This window comes from Pseudomonas sp. M2(2023), assembly GCF_030263955.1.
Taxonomy (GTDB): Bacteria; Pseudomonadota; Gammaproteobacteria; order Pseudomonadales; family Pseudomonadaceae; genus Aquipseudomonas; species Aquipseudomonas asiatica.
The window spans coordinates 1,001,278-1,018,223 of record NZ_CP127114.1; the positions used below are offsets into that span (position 1 = coordinate 1,001,278).

Genomic DNA, 16,946 nt, shown 5'->3' on the forward strand with positions numbered 1-16,946 from the left:
CCGGGGCCGCTTTGCGGCCCCCCGGCTATTACGAAACCACCGCCTCGGCCGGCGAGACAATGCTGGTCTTGGCCCCCCGCGAGCGCCCCGAACTCAGGTACGCCGCAATCGACTCCTGCGTCACCTCGCCCAAGAACACCTGCTCGGCATCCAGCACCGGCAGCCACGCCCGGTTGAACTCGTACATCCGCGACAACAGGATGCGCAAATGCTCGTCATGCGACGCCGTGGCATTGAACGGCCGCAGGAAGTCGCCACAAGTCCCTTGCTGGCGATGCATGTCACGCCGGCGCACGTAGCCCAGCGCCTTGTTCTGCGCATCGGTCACCACCACGTAGCGGCGGTCGTGCTCGTCCAGCAGCTCCAGCGCATCGCTCACCGGCGTTTGCGGGCTCACCGATGGCGCGTTGTCTGCCGCATCCTCCGCACGTACCAGAAGCAGGCGCTTGAGGGTGCTGTCCTGGCCGACGAAGTTGCTGACGAAATCATCCGCCGGGTGCGCCAGCAGGGTGTCCGGGTGGTCCAGCTGCAACAGCTTGCCGGCGCGGAAGATGGCGATCTTGTCGCCCAGCTTGATCGCTTCGTCGATGTCATGGCTGACCATGATCACGGTCTTGTTCAACGCCCGCTGCATCTCGAAGAACTCGTTCTGGATCATCTCGCGGTTGATCGGGTCGACCGCGCCGAACGGCTCGTCCATCAGCAGCACTGGCGCTTCCGCCGCCAAGGCGCGGATCACGCCGATACGCTGCTGCTGGCCGCCGGATAGCTCGCGCGGGTAGCGCTGCAGGTACTGCTTGGGCTCCAGCTTGATCATGTGCATCAGCTCGCGGGCGCGTTCATGGCACTTCTGTTTGTCCCAGCCGAGCAGGCGCGGCACCACGGTGATGTTTTCTTCGATGGTCATGTTGGGGAACAGGCCGATCTGCTGGATGACATAGCCGATGTGCCGGCGCAGGGTGACCTCGTCCAGCCCGGTGGTGTCTTTGCCATTGATGAACACCTGGCCGGAAGTGGGCGTGATCAGGCGGTTGATCATTTTCAGGGTAGTGCTCTTGCCGCAGCCCGAGGGGCCGAGGAACACGCAGATTTCCCCTTCGTTGACGGTGAGGCTTACCGAGTCGACGGCTTTGACGTCCTTGCCGTTGACGTTGAAGGTTTTGCTGAGGTTCTTCAGTTCGATCATGAGCGCAGTCCTTCTGGAGTCAGGGCACGTTGCAGGGTTTGCAGCAGCAGGTCGGCGATGATCGCCAGCAGGCTGACCAGCACGGCGCCGACCAGCAGCATCGACATGTCGCTGCGGCTGATGGAGGTAAGGATGAGTACACCAAGGCCGCCGGCGCCGATGGTGGCGGCGATGGTCATCACGCCGATGTTCATCACCACGGCGGTGCGCACGCCGGCGAGGATCACCGGCACGGCGATGGGCAGTTCGACCATGCGCAGGCGCTGGCCGAAGGTCATGCCGATGCCACGTGCGGCTTCACGGATGCCGGGTTCGACGTTGGTCAAAGCCAGGTAGGTGTTGCGCATGATCGGCAGCAGTGAGTAGAGGAACACCGCAGTGATCGCCGGCAGCGGCCCCAGGCCCTGGCCGAACCTGGAGTAGAACGGCAGCAGCAGGCCGAACAGGGCGATCGAGGGAATGGTCAGCAACACCGTGGCACTGGCCTGCAATGGGCCGGCGACGGCCGGGAAGCGGGTCATGAGGATGCCCAGCGGTACGCCGACGATGATCGCCAGGCCCACGGCGACGCCGACCAGCATGATGTGTTGCCAGGTCAGCTGCAGTACCTGGGCCCAGTCGAGGTGGGCGAACGTGTCGAGCAGGCTCATGGTTGTACCTCGCCAGGCATTGGGTGGTCACGCAGGAAGGCGGCGGCCACCTTGGTCGGGTTCTGGTGTTCGACGTCGACCTTGGCATTGAGCTGGCGCATGGTTTCGTCATCCAGTTGCTCGGCCAGAGGCTTGAGCAGGCCGGCCAGTTGCGGGTTGGCGTCGAGCACCTGTTTGCGCACCACCGGGGCGGCGGTGTAGTCGGGGAAGTAGTGCTTGTCGTCTTCCAGCAGCTTGAGGTTGAACGCGTTCAGGCGACCATCGGTGGTGTACACAAGGCCGGCGAACACCTGGTTGTTGTGCATGGCGGTGTAGACCAGGCCGGCATCCATCTGGCGGATGTTGGCGCGGCCCACTTGCAGGTCGTACATCGCTTTCAGGCCTACCAGGCCGTCCGGGCGGTTGGCGAACTCGGTGTCCAGCGCCACCAGGTGGTTGCGGTGGCTTTCGTCACGCAGTACCTGGTTGAGGTCGCTGATGGAGTTGATCTGCGGATAAGCCTCGGCGACCTGCTTGGGCAGGCCCAGCGCATAGGTGTTGCTGAACTTCGACGGGGTCAGCCAGATCAGGTCCTTCTTCGCGTCCAGTGCCTTGACCTTGGCGTAGGTGGCCTCGGCACTGGGCATGCGCTCGTCGATATGGTTGTACGACACCAGTGACACGCCGGTGTATTCCCACATCAGGTCGAGCTGGCCGGTTTCCTGGGCCTGGCGTGCGATGTTGCTGCCAAGGCCGCTGGTGACGCGCACATCAAAACCGTTGGCGCGCAGGTATTGCGCGGTGATTTCGGCAAGTACGGTCTGTTCGGTGAACACCCGCGCGCCGATACGGACAAGTGGTTTTTCCGCTGCCTGGGCAAATCCTGCGAACAGCAGGGTCGCGCCCAACAACAAGGCGATTCTCTTGTTCATACGTTCCCTCTCGTTATCCAGCCAGGCCACGTTCCAGCCAGCGCTTGCTGGAGAAACTCACCGCTGCATCCAGCGCCAGCGCCAGCAGTGCGGTGCAGGCAGCCCCCAGCAGCAGTTGTGGCTGGTTGTTCAGGGCGATGCCGGGGAAGATCAGGCTGCCGAGGCTGTTGGCGCCAATCAGGAACGCCAGCGGTGCGGTGCCGACGTTCAGCGCCAGGGCCACGCGCACACCGCCAACGATGATCGGCACGGCGTTGGGCAGCTCCACCTGCCAGAGTTGCTGGCGCGGAGTCATGCCGATGCCGGTGGCGGCTTCCTTGAGCGAGGCGGGGACGTTTTTCAGGCCCTCGTAGGTATTGCGCACGATGGGCAGGAGGGAGGCGAGGAACAGCGCGAAGATCGCGGGCCCGGCGCCGATGCCCAGGATACTCAGGGCAATGGCCAGAACGGCCAGGGGAGGGATGGTGTTACCAACGTTGAAGAACTGCATGAAGCGCTCGGCTTTGTCGACCCGGTGCGGTCGACTTAACGCAATGCCGGCGGGGATGCCCACGGCCAGCGCCGCCGCCATCGAAGCCAGCACCAGTACCAGGTGCGCTTGCAGGTAGAACCCAAGATCGTCGCGATACCGCGCGATCGTGTCGATGCCGATCCAGTGGACCAGCAGGGCCAGGATGACGAGCACGGCGGCCCATCCCAACAGCCCTTTTCCGTAGCGTTTAGCCACAGGCGGACTCCTTGTGTAGTCGGCGAGCACACTTCTTGGTTGCCGGCCAGTCCTGGCGGCGGGTGGTGTGTTCGCGAGTAGCAGCGTGACGCACGCCGAAGGCTGCGATCAGGCCATGAGCCGAACCCCGTCGGGCCCGAAAATGCTGATGAAAACAACTCCCCAACCGAAGCGGGTTGCAGGGGAGTGGACGTCTCCGTGGGCGTAAAGGTTCCCATCTGGGGCGGCATTTGGCCAGCGTTAATCACTGGCTGGTTGGAAAATTTACGAGAAAAAGCAGCGGGTTGGTGCGCTGTAGGCGTTGAAATAACTGCCCTTTGGCCATTTGTCGTGATAAAGCGATTGCCTGGCGAATTTGTGGCCTCTGGGCGGGCCCTTTCGCGGGTTTACCCGCGAAGAGGCCGGTACAGGCACCGCCGGTTCAGCAAATTTTGGTCCCGGCCCAACTTCAGGTATGATATCGCCCCTTTTTAATCCCCCAGTCAGGCGATTTCCCATGACCAACCAGGCCGCCGAAGTCGCGAAGCGCCGCACTTTCGCAATCATTTCCCACCCCGACGCCGGTAAGACCACCATCACCGAGAAGCTGCTGCTGATGGGCAAGGCCATTGCCGTCGCCGGTACCGTGAAGTCGCGCAAGTCCGACCGCCACGCCACCTCCGACTGGATGGAAATGGAGAAGCAGCGCGGCATCTCCATCACCACCTCGGTGATGCAGTTCCCGTACCGCGAGCACATGATCAACCTGCTCGACACCCCCGGCCACGAAGACTTCTCGGAAGACACCTACCGCACCCTGACCGCGGTGGACTCGGCGCTGATGGTGCTCGACGGCGGTAAAGGTGTAGAGCCACGTACCATCGCCCTGATGGACGTGTGCCGCCTGCGCGACACGCCGATCGTCAGCTTCATCAACAAACTCGACCGCGACATCCGCGACCCGATCGAGCTGCTGGACGAGATCGAAGCCGTGCTGAAGATCAAGGCCGCGCCGATCACCTGGCCGATCGGTTGCTACCGCGACTTCAAGGGCGTGTACCACCTGACCGGTGACTACATCGTGGTGTACACCCCGGGCCACGGCCACGAGCGCACCGAAGCCAAGATCATCCAGAAGCTGGACTCGGACGAAGCCCGTGCCCACCTGGGCGACCAGTACGATTCGTTCGTCGAACAGCTGGAGCTGGTGCAGGGCGCCTGCCACGAGTTCAACCAGGAAGAGTTCATCAACGGCCAGCTGACCCCGGTGTTCTTCGGTACCGCGCTGGGCAACTTCGGTGTCGACCATGTGCTTGACGCCGTCGTCGACTGGGCGCCGCGCCCGCTGGGCCGTGTTGCCCACGAGCGCACCGTGGAGCCTGTGGAAGAGAAGTTCACCGGTTTCGTGTTCAAGATCCAGGCGAACATGGACCCGAAACACCGCGACCGCATCGCCTTCATGCGCATCTGCTCGGGCAAGTACGAGAAGGGCATGAAGATGCGCCACGTGCGCATCAACAAGGACCTGCGCATCGGCGACGCGCTGACCTTCTTCTCCTCCGAGCGTGAGCAGCTGGAAGAGGCCTATGCCGGCGACATCATCGGCCTGCACAACCACGGCACCATCCAGATCGGCGACACCTTCACCGAAGGCGAGGCACTGGGCTTCACCGGTATCCCGCACTTCGCACCGGAGTTGTTCCGCCGCGTGCGCCTGAAGGACCCGCTGAAATCCAAGCAGCTGCGCCAGGGCCTGCAACAGCTGGCCGAAGAAGGTGCGACCCAGGTGTTCTTCCCTGAGCGCAGCAACGACATCATCCTCGGTGCAGTCGGTGTGCTGCAGTTCGACGTGGTCGCCAGCCGCCTGAAGGAAGAGTACAAGGTCGAGTGCGCCTACGAGCCGATCACCGTGTGGTCGGCCCGCTGGATCGGTTGCGACGACAAGAAGAAGCTCGAGGAATTCCAGAACAAGGCCATGGAGAACCTGGCCATCGACGGTGGTGGGCACCTGACCTACCTGGCGCCGACCCGGGTCAACCTGTCGCTGATGGAAGAACGCTGGCCGGACATCAAGTTCCGCGCTACCCGCGAGCACCACTGATTTCGAGAGCTTGCTCCTGATTTTCAGGGCCTGCTCCTGACCCTTGTGGGAGCGGGTTTACCCGCGAATGCGTCGGTAAACTCAACATCGCATTCGCGGGTGAACCCGCTCCCACAGGGACCGTGTTAAGGCCGAAATCAATTCCCGGCCTTGATACTGGTCCAGATCCGCGTGCGAATACGGTCGATCTTGGCCGGCATCGCCTCCAGCGCATACAGCTTGCCCATTACTTCCTCGCTCGGGTAAATCATCGTATTACCCTTCATCGCCGGATCCACCAGCCCGTCCGCCTTGAGATTGCCGTTGGCGTACTGCACATGGTTGCTGATGTTGGCCATCACCTCCGGCTGCAGCAGGTAGTTCATGTAGGCATACCCGGCCTTCTCATCCGGTGCATCGGCCGGCATGGCAACCATGTCGAACCACATCGGCGCGCCTTCCCTGGGTATCGAGTAGCCCACCTTCACCCCGTTCTTCGCCTCCTCGGCGCGGTTCTTCGCTTGCAGTACATCCCCCGAGAAGCCCACCACCACGCAGATATCGCCATTGGCCAGGTCGCCGGTGTACTTCGAGGAGTGGAAGTAGCTGATGTACGGTCGCACCTGCATCAGCAGCGCCTTGGCCTTGTCGTAGTCCGCCGGTTCCTGGCTGTGGTGCGGCAGGCCCAGGTAGTGCAGGGCGATCGGTAACAGTTCAGGGCCGTTGTCCAACACCGCGACGCCGCAGCTTTTCAGCTTGCTCATGTACTCGGGCTTGAAGATCAGGTCCCAGGAGTCCACCGGGGCATCGTCGCCCAGCACTGCCTTGACCTTGTCGATGTTGTAGCCGATGCCGGTGCTGCCCCACAGGTATGGGAAACCGTACTGGTTACCCGGGTCGTTCACTTCGAGCGCCTTGAGCAGCACCGGGTTGAGGTTGTGCCAGTTGGGCAATTGCGACTTGTCCAGGCGCTTGAGGGCCTTGCCCTGGATTTGCCGGGCCATGAAATGGTTGGACGGAAACACCACGTCGTAGCCGGAGTTGCCGGTCATCAGCTTGCCGTCGAGGGTTTCGTTGCTGTCGTAAACGTCGTAGGTGGGCACGATACCGCTGGCTTGCTGGAAGTTCTTCAGTGTGTCGGGGGCAACGTAGCTGGACCAGTTGTAGATCTTCACCGTTTCGGCGGCGCCGGCCACGCTGGCGGCCAGCATCAGGGGGGCGAGAAGGAGCGTGCGCATGTCGGGGTTACCTTGCTTTGTGTGTTGTTATCGAAGGCAGGCGATCAGCGGATCAGAAAATAAGGACGTAGGTTTTGCGCACGGTCTCCTGGATGTCCCAGGTGCCAGTGCTGTTGGCCGGTAGCATCAGTGCGTCTCCGGCTTCTATGAGCAGGGGCTCGCCACCGTCGGGGGTGAAGGTGCAGCGGCCCTTGATGAAATGGCAGAACTCCTGCTGCACGATCTGCCGCCGCCAGCGCCCGGGGGTGCACTCCCAGATGCCGGTTTCGACGCCGTCGCTGCGTTCCACGCAGGTGACCGAAGTCAATGCAACGGGGTCGCCAAGCGGCACCGCGACCGGGTTGGAGCTGTCGAGCACGGCGCTTTCGGTGTTCTTGAAATGGGTGATGCTCATGACCGGTAAATCCTGTGTCAGTGAGGGGGAAAAATCAGCGCATGAAGCCTTCCATGAAGTCCGCAAGATTGCTGGCAAGGCGCCGCCTCCAGGGCGCACTGGCGGGGTTGGCGAGGGTCCGGTCCTCGTGGACGAAGCTCTGGATGATCGCGTTGTAGCCCAGCCATCGGCAGGGCTCGGGTGGCCAGCTGGCCAGGCTTGAAAGCGGGCGGTTGTCGAGCACCCAGGGTTGCGCGGTCAGTTCGTTGTGCTGATTGAGGATCAGCGCCGCCAAGGTGCGACCGCCCAGGTTGGTGGCGCCGACGCCTTCGCCGCCATAGCCGCCCGCCAGGGCGATGCCGCGTTGACGGTCGCAGAGCATGTGTGGGCGGAAGCGCCGCGCCATGCCCAGGTTGCCGCCCCACGAATGGGTGATGCGTGCGTTTTTCAGTTGCGGGAAAAGCTCGCCGAACAGGTAGCGACGCAGGTCGATCTCGTGCGTTTCTAGGTTGAAGTTCTCGCGCAGGCGGCCACCGAAGCGGTAGCCGCCGCGGGCGCCGAACACCAGGCGATTGTCAGCGGTACGCTGGCCGTAGGTGACCTGGCGGCTACTTTCGCTGAACGCCTGGCCCTGGTTCAGGCCGATCTGTTGCCAGGTGGCCTCCGGTAGTGGTTCGGTGGCCACCAGCAGGCTCTGTACCGGCAACTGATGTCTGCCCAGCGGCGGCAGGCTGACGGCGTAGCCCTCCACGGCGGGTACCGTCCATTGGCAACGGATGCGCGCCAACGGGGTGCGCACCTCACCCGGCTGCCAGTCGATGGCTGGGGTGTTTTCGTAGATGGGTACGCCCAGCGCTTCTACCGCCCGGGCCAGGCCACGCGCCAGCTTGGCGGGTTGGATGGTTGCGGTGTGCGGGCTGTAGATGGCGCCATAGGCGTTGCTGACCCGCAACTGAGCGTCAAGCTGTTCGGGGCGCAGCCAGCGGTAGTCGTCCTCGGTCATGCCTTGGCGATAAAGGTCGTCTAGGTAGGCGCGCAGGCTGCGCTCCTGTTCCGGGTAGCGCGCGGCGCAGTACAGCACGCCGCCTTTGCGGTAGTCGCAGTCGATGCTCTCGCGATGCAGTACGCGGTGTACTTCATCGGGAATGCCATGCAGCAGGTCGATGCTGGCGCGGCGCTGTTGCGGTGACAGGGTGGCCAGCAGCCGGTCTTCGCCGAGCAGGTTGCCCATCAGCCAGCCGCCGTTGCGCCCCGAAGCGCCGAAGCCGGCGATGTTGGCGTCGATTACCGCGATGTTCAACTGTGGCGCCTGGCGCTTGAGGTAGTAGGCGGTCCACAGGCCGGTGTAGCCAGCGCCGATGATGCATACATCCGCGTCCAGGTCCTCGCGCAGGGCCGGGCGGGCGCACAACGGCTCGTCGAGCTGGTCCATCCACAGGCTGAGCGTGCGCAGGGGTTGCATCGGGTTCGGCTCCACATCCGTCAAGGTCTGTGGGCGATCCTAGTGGTGTCGGCGGGCGGCTGTCCTACGTGCGTGCACGCAGGGAAATTTGCTTCAGGTACGCCTTGGGCGTAAGCCCGGTGTGTTCGCGGAAACACTTGTAGAACGCCGACAACGAGTTGAAACCGGCATTGAACGCCAGCTCGTCGATCGTGGCCTCGATGCTGTCGTTATCAAGGCTGGCCATCAGGTGCTGCAGGCGGGCCTGGTTGACGTAGCGGTAGAAGCTTTGCCCGAGCACCTGGTTGAGCAGGTAGGAGATCTGGTTGCGGCTGTAGCCGCTGGCGTCGGCCACCTGCTGCAGATCCAGTTCCGGGTCCAGGTAGGGGCGCTGGCGCTGGAAGTAGTGTTCCAGGTCCTGGGCCATGGTCGACAACTGCCTCGGCGACAGGCCCAGGCGGCTGGTGGCCGGGCGTGGGCCACTGCTGGCGTGGCCGCTGCCGTTGCGGTGGACCAGCGTGGCATATTCGTTGACCTGCCAGATCAGGCCGTCCTTGACGGTAATCGCCTCGCTGGACTGGAACGCCACCAGGCCATCGCCGCCCTGGACCGTGACCTGGTACTGGATGAACGCGGTACAGCCGTCGACGCGGATGCGGTCGCTGTGCACGATATCTTCGCCGGCTTCATGGGGCAGGCAGGCGCGCACGTAGTCGCGCAGTTCCTGGTAGCCGAGCACGCGGTTCTGGAAGAAGTCGTGGTACTGAATGTCGGGGTGGTAGAGCTCCATGACGCCGTCGAGGTCGCGGCGCTTCCAGCACAGGTGGTAGCGCAGCACGGTGTCGGCGGTGAGCGGGGTCTGCTCGGGGCCGTCGGGGAGGGTGTGGGCGATCATGAGCCTGATAGTGCATTGCAGAACACCCAGCTGCAAGGGTGTGGATCCGGCATATTGCACGGTTCTGCCAAGCGGTATGGGGCGTAAGCCGTTGATTTGGTTGAGACTGATTTTTTGACAGGGATGGCATGGCGAGTGCACCGGTCTGTTCAACATCGAACAAGGAGAAAGGCCATGCGCTCGATACTGCTCTGGATGATTGGGGTGCCGATTCCGGTGATTATTCTGATCTGGTTCTTCATGCATTGAAATTGTGGGGCCGCTTTGCGGCCCATCGCGACACCAGGCCGCTCCTACAGGAGATCGCGGTCCCTTGTAGGAGCGGCCTTGTGTCGAGAAAGGGCTGCAAAGCAGCCCCGGCTATCTAAAGGCTAGAGAAACTGCTCGGCATAGTGACAAGCCACCTGCCGGGTACTCACCTGCCTGAGCGCCGGCACTTCCTTGGCACAACGCTCAGTCGCATACGGGCAACGTTTGTGAAACGCACACCCATCCGGCGGGTTCAGCGGGTTGGGCAACTCACCGGCAATGCGGATCTTCGGCTTCAAAGGGTCCGGGTGAATCGCCGGCGTCGCCGACAGCAGCGCCTGGGTATACGGGTGCAGCGGCCTTTCGTAGATATCTTCTTTCGGCCCCATCTCCGCCGGCCGGCCGAGGTACATCACCAGCACCTGATCGGCCACATGCCGCACCACCGCAAGGTTGTGCGAAATGAACACGTAGGCGGTGTTGAACTCCTTCTGCAAGTCCATGAACAGGTTCAGCACCTGGGCCTGGATCGACACGTCCAGCGCCGAGGTCGGCTCGTCCGCCACCAGCACCTTGGGCTGCAGCATCATTGCCCGGGCCAGGGCAATACGTTGGCGCTGGCCACCGGAGAACATGTGCGGGTAACGCTGGTAATGCTCGGGGCGCAGGCCGACCTGTTCCATCATCTTCTGCACCTTTTCTCGCCGCTCGGCCTTGGTCAGCGAGGTGTTGATCAGCAGCGGCTCGGCCAGCTGGTCACCAATCTTCTGCCGTGGGTTGAGCGAGGCGTAGGGGCTCTGGAACACCATCTGCACGTCGCGGCGCAGTTGCTTGCGCTCGCTCTTGCTGGCGCCTTTCACTTCGGTGCCGGCAATTTGCAGCGAGCCGGACGACGGCTCTTCGATCAGGGTCAGTGCGCGGGCCAGGGTCGACTTGCCGCAGCCGGACTCGCCGACCACGGCCAGGGTTTTGCCGGCCTCCAGTTCGAACGACACGCCATTCAGCGCGCGGACCAGGGCGTGGCCCTTGAACAGCCCACGGGAGACTTCGTAGTGCCGGGTCAGCTCCCGGGCGGATAGAACGACGGCCATCACGCCACCTCCTGGTTCAGCGGGTAGAAGCAACGCACCAGGCCATGGGCCTGAGGATCGAGGGGCGGGCGCTGGCGCCGGCAGTTGTCCTGCACGTACGGGCAGCGCGGTGACAGCAGGCAACCCACGGGGCGGTCGTAGCGGCCTGGGACGATGCCGGGCAGGGTGGCCAGGCGTTCGGCACCAATGCTGTGCTCGGGGATCGCCGCCAGCAACGCTTCGCTGTAGGGGTGGGCGGGCACGTCGAACAGCTCCGGCACCTGGCCCACTTCCACGGCCTGGCCGGCGTACATCACGCACACCCGCCTGGCCGTTTCGGCGACCACGGCGAGGTCGTGGGTGATCAGGATGAGCGCCATGTTGCGCTCCTTCTGCAGGTTGACCAGCAGCTCCATGATCTGCGCCTGGATGGTCACGTCCAGCGCAGTGGTGGGTTCGTCGGCAATCAGCAGCTTGGGCTCGCCGGCAATCGCCATGGCAATCGCCACGCGCTGGCTCATGCCGCCGGACAGCTGATGCGGGTAGGCGTCCAGGCGGCTTTCCGCAGCCGGGATCTCGACCTTCTTCAGCAGCTCCAGGGCACGCTGGCGCGCGGCCTTGCCCTTCAGGCCCAGGTGCTGGCGCAGCACTTCCTCGATCTGGTAGCCCACGGTGTAGCTGGGGTTGAGCGCGGTCATCGGGTCCTGGAAGACCATGGCGATGTCCTTGCCCACCACTTTGCGTCGCTGGCGACCGCTGAGCTTGAGCATGTCGGTGCCGTCGAAGGTGAGCGAGTCGGCGGTGATGCGCCCGGGGGCGTCGATCAGGCCCATCAGGGCCATCATGGTCACGGACTTGCCCGAGCCGGATTCGCCGACGATGGCCAGGATCTCGCCGGCCTCCACCGTCAGGTCCAGGCCATCGACCACCGGTACCGCATTGGCGTCGCCGAAGCGCACGTTCAGGTTGTTGATCTGCAACAGTGACATGGCGTACTCCTCAGGCGGCGTTCTTGAGTTTCGGGTCCAGCGCATCGCGCAGGCCGTCGCCCATCAGGTTGATTGCCAGCACACTGAGCAGAATGGTCAGGCCGGGCAGGCTCACCACCCACCAGGCGCGCTCGATGTAGTCACGAGCCGAAGCCAGCATGGTGCCCCACTCCGGGGTCGGCGGCTGTACGCCAAGGCCAAGGAAGCCCAGGGCGGCGGCGTCGAGGATGGCCGAGGAGAAGCTGAGGGTGGCCTGCACGATCAGCGGGGCCATGCAGTTTGGCAGCACGGTGACGAACATCAGCCGTGGCAGCCCGGCACCGGCCAGGCGCGCGGCGGTGACGTAGTCGCGGTTCAGCTCGCCCATCACGGCGGCGCGGGTAAGGCGCACGTAGGATGGCAACGACACGATGGCGATGGCGATCACGGTGTTGATCAGGCCTGGGCCGAGGATGGCGACGATGGCCACCGCCAGCAGCAGCGAGGGCAGGGCCAGCATCACGTCCATCAGGCGCATGATCGACGGGCCGAGCAGTTGCGGGAAGAAACCGGCCAGCAGGCCCAGCAGGATGCCAGGGATCAGCGACATCACCACCGACGACAGGCCGATCAGCAGCGACAGCCGCGCGCCCTGGATCAGCCGCGAAAGCAGGTCGCGGCCCAGCTCGTCGGTGCCGAGGATGAACTGCCAGCTGCCACGTTCGAGCCACACCGGTGGGGTCAGCAGGAATTCGCGGTACTGCTCGCTCGGGTCGTGCGGGGCGACCCACGGCGCGAACAGCGCGCAGAACACCACCAGGCACATGAAGGCCAGGCCCATCACCGCACCTTTGTTGCGGGCGAAGGCTTGCCAGAATTCTTTGTATGGCGAGGGGTAGAGCAGGCTCTGGTCCACCGGGCTGGCCGGCGTGACGGATTTCGGAATCGGGCTAGTCATGGCGAAGGCCTCAGCGCTGATGACGGATGCGTGGGTTGGCCAGGCCGTAGAGGATATCCACTACGAAGTTGACCAGGATCACCAGGCAGGCGATCAACAGGATGCCGTTCTGGACCACGGGGTAGTCACGGGCACCGATGGCTTCGATCAGCCACTTGCCGATGCCCGGCCAGGAAAAGATGGTTTCGGTCAGCACCGCACCGGCCAGCAACGTGCCAACCTGCAGGCCGAATACGGTCAGTACCGGGATCAGCGCGTTGCGCAGGCCGTGCACGAACACCACGCGGGCCGGCGACAGGCCTTTGGCGCGGGCGGTGCGGATGTAGTCCTCGCGCAGCACTTCGAGCATCGACGAGCGGGTCATGCGGGCAATCACCGCCAGCGGGATGGTGCCGAGCACGATGGCCGGCAGGATCAGGTGCATCACCGCGTCCTTGAACGCACCTTCCTCGTCGCTGAGCAGGGTGTCGATGAGCATGAAGCCGGTCTTCGGCTCGATGTCGTAGAGCAGGTCGATGCGCCCGGACACCGGGGTCCAGCCCAGGCTTACCGAGAAGAACATGATCAGGATCAGACCCCACCAGAAGATCGGCATCGAATAACCCGCCAGCGAAATGCCCATCACCCCGTGGTCGAACAGCGATCCGCGCTTGAGCGCAGCGATCACCCCGGCCAGCAGGCCGACGATGCCAGCGAACAGCAGGGCGGCGAAGGCCAGTTCGAGTGTGGCCGGGAACAGGGTGAGGAACTCGCTCCACACGCTCTCGCGGGTGCGCAGCGATTCACCGAGGTCACCCTGGGCCAGCTTGCCGACGTAGTCCAGGTACTGGACCGGCAGCGGCTTGTTCAGGCCCAGGCGCTCCATGGCCTGGGCATGCATTTCGGGGTCGACCCTGCGCTCGCCCATCATCACTTCCACCGGGTCGCCGGGGATCAGGCGTATGAGCGCGAAGGTCAGCAAGGTGATACCGAAAAAGGTCGGTATCAGCAGGCCAAGGCGCCGGGCAATAAAGCTCAACATTGTCTGGGTTACCTCATCAGGCCGTGCGGCTAGCAGCACGCTACGGGGTGCCGCCGGTCCCCGTGTGGGTTGCCGGCGGTCGTTGTTGTTCTACTTCACCTTGGTGGTGGCGAAGTTGTTGTTGGCCAGAGGGCTGATCACGTAGCCCTCCACGTTGTCACGCATGGCGGCGAACACCTTGGGGTGGGCCATGCTGATCCAGGGTTGGTCGTCATCGTACACCCTTAAAGCCTCGGCATAGACCCATCGGCGCTCATTGTCATCCGTCATCTGCCGTGCGCGCGTGATGAGTTCCTGGAACTGCGGATTGCACCAGCGGGCGTAGTTCTCGCCGTTCTTGGCGGCCTCGCAGCTGAGCAGTGGGGTGAGGAAGTTGTCCGGGTCACCGTTGTCGCCTGCCCAGCCGGTGGAGACCAGGTCGGCTTCGCCGTTCTTGGCACGACGCAGCATTTCGGCCCATTCCATCACGCGGATATCCAGCTTCAGGCCGACCTGTTTCAGGTCGGCCTGCAGCATCTCGGCGGACAGGCGTGGGTTGGGGTTGGTCATGCCGCCGCCGTTGCGGGTGAACAGGGTGATCACGGTACCTTCCGGTACGCCAGCTTCCTTGAGCAGGGCGCGGGCCTTGGCCAGGTCCCGAGGCGGGTTCTGGTTGGTGGTATTGTAACCGAGCATGGTCGGCGGGTACGGGTTCACGCCCACCAGCGCGTTGTCCTTGCCAAACAGCTGGTCGACGTGTGTCTGGCGGTCGAAGGCCATGTTGATGGCTTTGCGCACGCGCACATCGCTGAGGTACTTGTGCTGGGTGTTCATGGCGATATAGCCGGTAACCAGCGCTTCGGTCTCGGCGACCTTGAGCTTGGGGTCGGCCTTGATCGTCGGCACGTCCTCCGGTTTGGGGTACAGCGCCACCTGGCATTCGTTGGCGCGCAGCTTTTGCAGGCGCACGTTGCTGTCGGTGGCGATGGCGAATATCAGGGCGTCGGCCGGGGGCTTGCCGCGGAAGTAGTCCGGGTTGGGTTTGAAGCGGACCTGGGCGTCCTTGTTGTAACGCTGGAAGATGAACGGGCCAGTGCCGATCGGCTTGCTGTTCAGCTCGGCGGTCTTGCCGGCCTTGAGCAACTGGTCGCCGTATTCGGCGGAGTAGATCGAGGTGAAGCCCATGGCCATGTCCCGCAGGAACGGTGCTTCCGGGCGAGTGAGGGTGATCACCACGGTGTGGTCATCGGTCTTGTCCACCGACTTGAGCAGGCTTTTGAAGGACATGCTTTCGAAGTACGGGTAGCCGACGCTGGTCTTGTCGTGCCACGGGTGCGCCGGGTCGAGCTGACGGCGCAGGCTCCACAGCACGTCATCGGCATTGAATTCGCGAGTGGGCGTGAAGTAGTCGGTCTTGTGGAACTTCACCCCTTGGCGCAGGTGGAAGGTGTAGGTCAGGCCGTCCGGTGAGATGTCCCAGCGTTCGGCCAGGGCCGGCTGGACATCGGTGGTACCGGGCTTGAAGTCGACCAGGCGGTTGAACAGCGCTTCGGAGGTGGCATCGAAGGTGACCCCCGTAGTGTACTGGACAACGTCGAACCCTTCCGGGCTGGCCTCGGTGCACACTACCAGCGGCTTGGCCGCCAGTTGCGTGGCGCTACCCAGTACCAGCGCTGCCAGGGCGAGGCGTAGCGGTAGCGATTTCATGAAAGCTCTCTGCATGGGTGGACTCCCTGCTTGCATTGATTCCAGCGTAGCCGCCACGGCCCGCAGCGAAGCAGGCCGTGGCGCCGGCGGTCAGAGAATGTTGAATGGAATGGTGGTAACCACCCGGAACTCATCCAGGCTGCCATCGCCCTGGGCCTTGCTGGCGCGGTGCGCGGTGTAGGTGGCACGGATGCTGGTGTCTTTCAATGGCCCGCTCTGTACCGCGTAGCTGGTGCCGAAGCCCCACTCGTAGTGGGTTTCGCCATCCAGGCCGTTCACGTCGTAGGCGGTACCGCGGTAATGGGTACCATCGATGCCCCAGCCGCGGGCGTTGTACAGGTTGAACTTCAGGCCCGGCACGCCGTACGGCGCCATGTTCAGCACGTAGGAAATCTGCAGCGATTTCTCGTTGGGGCCGTTGAAGTCCGACAGCAGCGAGTTGGCCAGGTAGATGCCGTTGGTTTCGTGCAGGTAGTCGAAGTACTCGTTGCCGTTGACCTGCTGCCAGGAGGCGCTGAGGGTGTGGGCCTGGTGGGTCAGGCCGAACGACAGGCTGTAGGTGTCGTTGTCGATATCGCCCATCTTCTTGCTGCCGGCGTCGACGGTCTTGTAGTAGTTCAGGCCGGTGCTCAGGCTTAGCACTGCGCTATCGCCGAGCACATGGTTGGCGCCGAAGTAGTACTGGTTCCAGAAGTCGTCGACCTTGGTGGCGTACAGGCTGGTGCTCAGGCTCTTGAACGGCTGGTAGTTGATGCCGGCGGTGCTGGCGCGGTCGGTCTCCACGCCAGTGGCGCTGTACTCGGTGCGGAACTTGCTGAGGCTCTGTTCGGTACGTGGCGAGACGCGGTCGAAGGTGCCCAGGTCGAAGCTCAGGTTGTCGAATTCGGCGCTGTGCAGGAACGCGCCCTGGAAGCTCGAGGGCAGGGCGCGGTTGCCGATGTAGGCGATCATCGGCGTGTCCACCGATTGGCGGCCGACGGTGAGGGTGGTGTTGGACACCCGCGCCTTGACGTTGGCCAGGCCCATCTTGCTCCACTGGCCGACCGGGTCGCCGTCGCTGTGGGTCAGGGTGCGGTTGTTGGGGCCGGCGACGTCCTCGCGGTTCTGCAGCAGGGCGATGGCATTGTAACCGGCGGCTTCGACGGCGAAGCCGACGGTGCCCTGGGTGAAACCGGAGCTGTAGTTGAGGATGGTGCCCTGCACCCAGTTCTCGCGGCTGTGGGTGTCGTGGCGGGTGCCGTCGCTCTTGTAGTACTTCCACAGCGGGGCGCGTGCGGCGCGCTCGCGGGCATACCAGTTGCGGGTGCTGCCGGACAGGCTCTGGCCGTCGACGAAGCCGCTGGCCTGCTCCTGCTCGCTGCTGCCTTTTAGTGTGATGGGCACGTATTCCTGGCTTTGTGGGTCGGCCTGGGTCACGGTGGATAAGGCACTGATGGATAACGCCAGTGCGGTCAAGGTGAATAGTCTCAAGGTTAAAGCTCCCTTTCTGTTCTTCTAGTTATTGCCTGGCCTTG

General features: G+C 63.6%; 15 protein-coding genes. 1 reads left to right on the top strand and 14 read right to left on the bottom strand.

Features of this window, described 5'->3' with window-relative positions; all coding sequences use genetic code 11:
• Positions 1 to 28: 28 nt before the first annotated feature.
• The 4 genes from QN085_RS04645 to QN085_RS04660 are packed head-to-tail and all read right to left on the bottom strand — an operon-like array spanning position 29 to position 3,474.
• Complete coding sequence (locus QN085_RS04645) at positions 29 to 1,186, bottom strand: osmoprotectant ABC transporter ATP-binding protein OsmV (RefSeq protein WP_013971041.1); 1,158 nt, start codon at positions 1,184 to 1,186, stop codon at positions 29 to 31.
• On the bottom strand, positions 1,183 to 1,836 hold the full coding sequence (locus tag QN085_RS04650; protein ID WP_013971042.1) for an ABC transporter permease: 654 nt from the start codon (positions 1,834 to 1,836) through the stop codon (positions 1,183 to 1,185). Before QN085_RS04650 ends, QN085_RS04645 begins: the two co-directional genes overlap by 4 nt.
• On the bottom strand, positions 1,833 to 2,747 hold the full coding sequence (locus QN085_RS04655) for a glycine betaine ABC transporter substrate-binding protein (protein ID WP_013971043.1): 915 nt from the start codon (positions 2,745 to 2,747) through the stop codon (positions 1,833 to 1,835). The genes QN085_RS04650 and QN085_RS04655 overlap by 4 nt, the downstream gene beginning before the upstream one ends.
• A gap of 13 nt (positions 2,748 to 2,760) precedes the next feature.
• Positions 2,761 to 3,474: an ABC transporter permease gene (locus QN085_RS04660; RefSeq protein ID WP_023660682.1), complete on the bottom strand. Its 714-nt coding sequence runs from the start codon at positions 3,472 to 3,474 to the stop codon at positions 2,761 to 2,763.
• A gap of 496 nt (positions 3,475 to 3,970) precedes the next feature.
• Between QN085_RS04660 and QN085_RS04665 the strand changes: the two genes are divergently transcribed.
• Complete coding sequence (locus QN085_RS04665) at positions 3,971 to 5,554, top strand: peptide chain release factor 3 (protein WP_003257876.1); 1,584 nt, start codon at positions 3,971 to 3,973, stop codon at positions 5,552 to 5,554.
• 137 nt (positions 5,555 to 5,691) lie between these two features.
• Here the strand turns inward: QN085_RS04665 and QN085_RS04670 are convergent, their stop codons facing one another.
• From QN085_RS04670 to QN085_RS04715, 10 genes are all read right to left on the bottom strand, one after another.
• Positions 5,692 to 6,771, bottom strand: a complete 1,080-nt coding sequence (locus QN085_RS04670; protein WP_023660681.1) for a polyamine ABC transporter substrate-binding protein — start codon at positions 6,769 to 6,771, stop codon at positions 5,692 to 5,694.
• Positions 6,772 to 6,823: 52 nt separating this feature from the next.
• The gene (locus tag QN085_RS04675; RefSeq protein WP_023660680.1) at positions 6,824 to 7,165 is read right to left on the bottom strand and encodes a cupin domain-containing protein; all 342 of its coding nucleotides are present in this window, start codon (positions 7,163 to 7,165) and stop codon (positions 6,824 to 6,826) included.
• A gap of 34 nt (positions 7,166 to 7,199) precedes the next feature.
• The gene (locus QN085_RS04680; protein ID WP_041506251.1) at positions 7,200 to 8,606 is read right to left on the bottom strand and encodes an NAD(P)/FAD-dependent oxidoreductase; all 1,407 of its coding nucleotides are present in this window, start codon (positions 8,604 to 8,606) and stop codon (positions 7,200 to 7,202) included.
• Positions 8,607 to 8,670: 64 nt separating this feature from the next.
• The gene (locus tag QN085_RS04685) at positions 8,671 to 9,480 is read right to left on the bottom strand and encodes an AraC family transcriptional regulator (RefSeq protein ID WP_013971048.1); all 810 of its coding nucleotides are present in this window, start codon (positions 9,478 to 9,480) and stop codon (positions 8,671 to 8,673) included.
• Between the two features lie 371 nt (positions 9,481 to 9,851).
• Positions 9,852 to 10,820: a peptide ABC transporter ATP-binding protein gene (locus QN085_RS04690; protein WP_013971049.1), complete on the bottom strand. Its 969-nt coding sequence runs from the start codon at positions 10,818 to 10,820 to the stop codon at positions 9,852 to 9,854.
• On the bottom strand, positions 10,820 to 11,788 hold the full coding sequence (locus QN085_RS04695; RefSeq protein ID WP_003257886.1) for an ABC transporter ATP-binding protein: 969 nt from the start codon (positions 11,786 to 11,788) through the stop codon (positions 10,820 to 10,822). The genes QN085_RS04690 and QN085_RS04695 overlap by 1 nt, the downstream gene beginning before the upstream one ends.
• A gap of 10 nt (positions 11,789 to 11,798) precedes the next feature.
• Positions 11,799 to 12,725 (bottom strand): ABC transporter permease subunit, encoded by a 927-nt coding sequence (locus tag QN085_RS04700; protein WP_041506250.1) that lies wholly within the window; start codon positions 12,723 to 12,725, stop codon positions 11,799 to 11,801.
• A 10-nt stretch (positions 12,726 to 12,735) separates the two neighbouring features.
• Positions 12,736 to 13,746, bottom strand: coding sequence for an ABC transporter permease subunit (locus QN085_RS04705; protein ID WP_012316108.1), 1,011 nt, complete (start codon positions 13,744 to 13,746; stop codon positions 12,736 to 12,738).
• 90 nt (positions 13,747 to 13,836) lie between these two features.
• Positions 13,837 to 15,447: an ABC transporter substrate-binding protein gene (locus tag QN085_RS04710; protein WP_031324239.1), complete on the bottom strand. Its 1,611-nt coding sequence runs from the start codon at positions 15,445 to 15,447 to the stop codon at positions 13,837 to 13,839.
• A 75-nt stretch (positions 15,448 to 15,522) separates the two neighbouring features.
• Complete coding sequence (locus QN085_RS04715) at positions 15,523 to 16,902, bottom strand: OprD family porin (RefSeq protein WP_041506249.1); 1,380 nt, start codon at positions 16,900 to 16,902, stop codon at positions 15,523 to 15,525.
• Positions 16,903 to 16,946 lie beyond the last annotated feature (44 nt).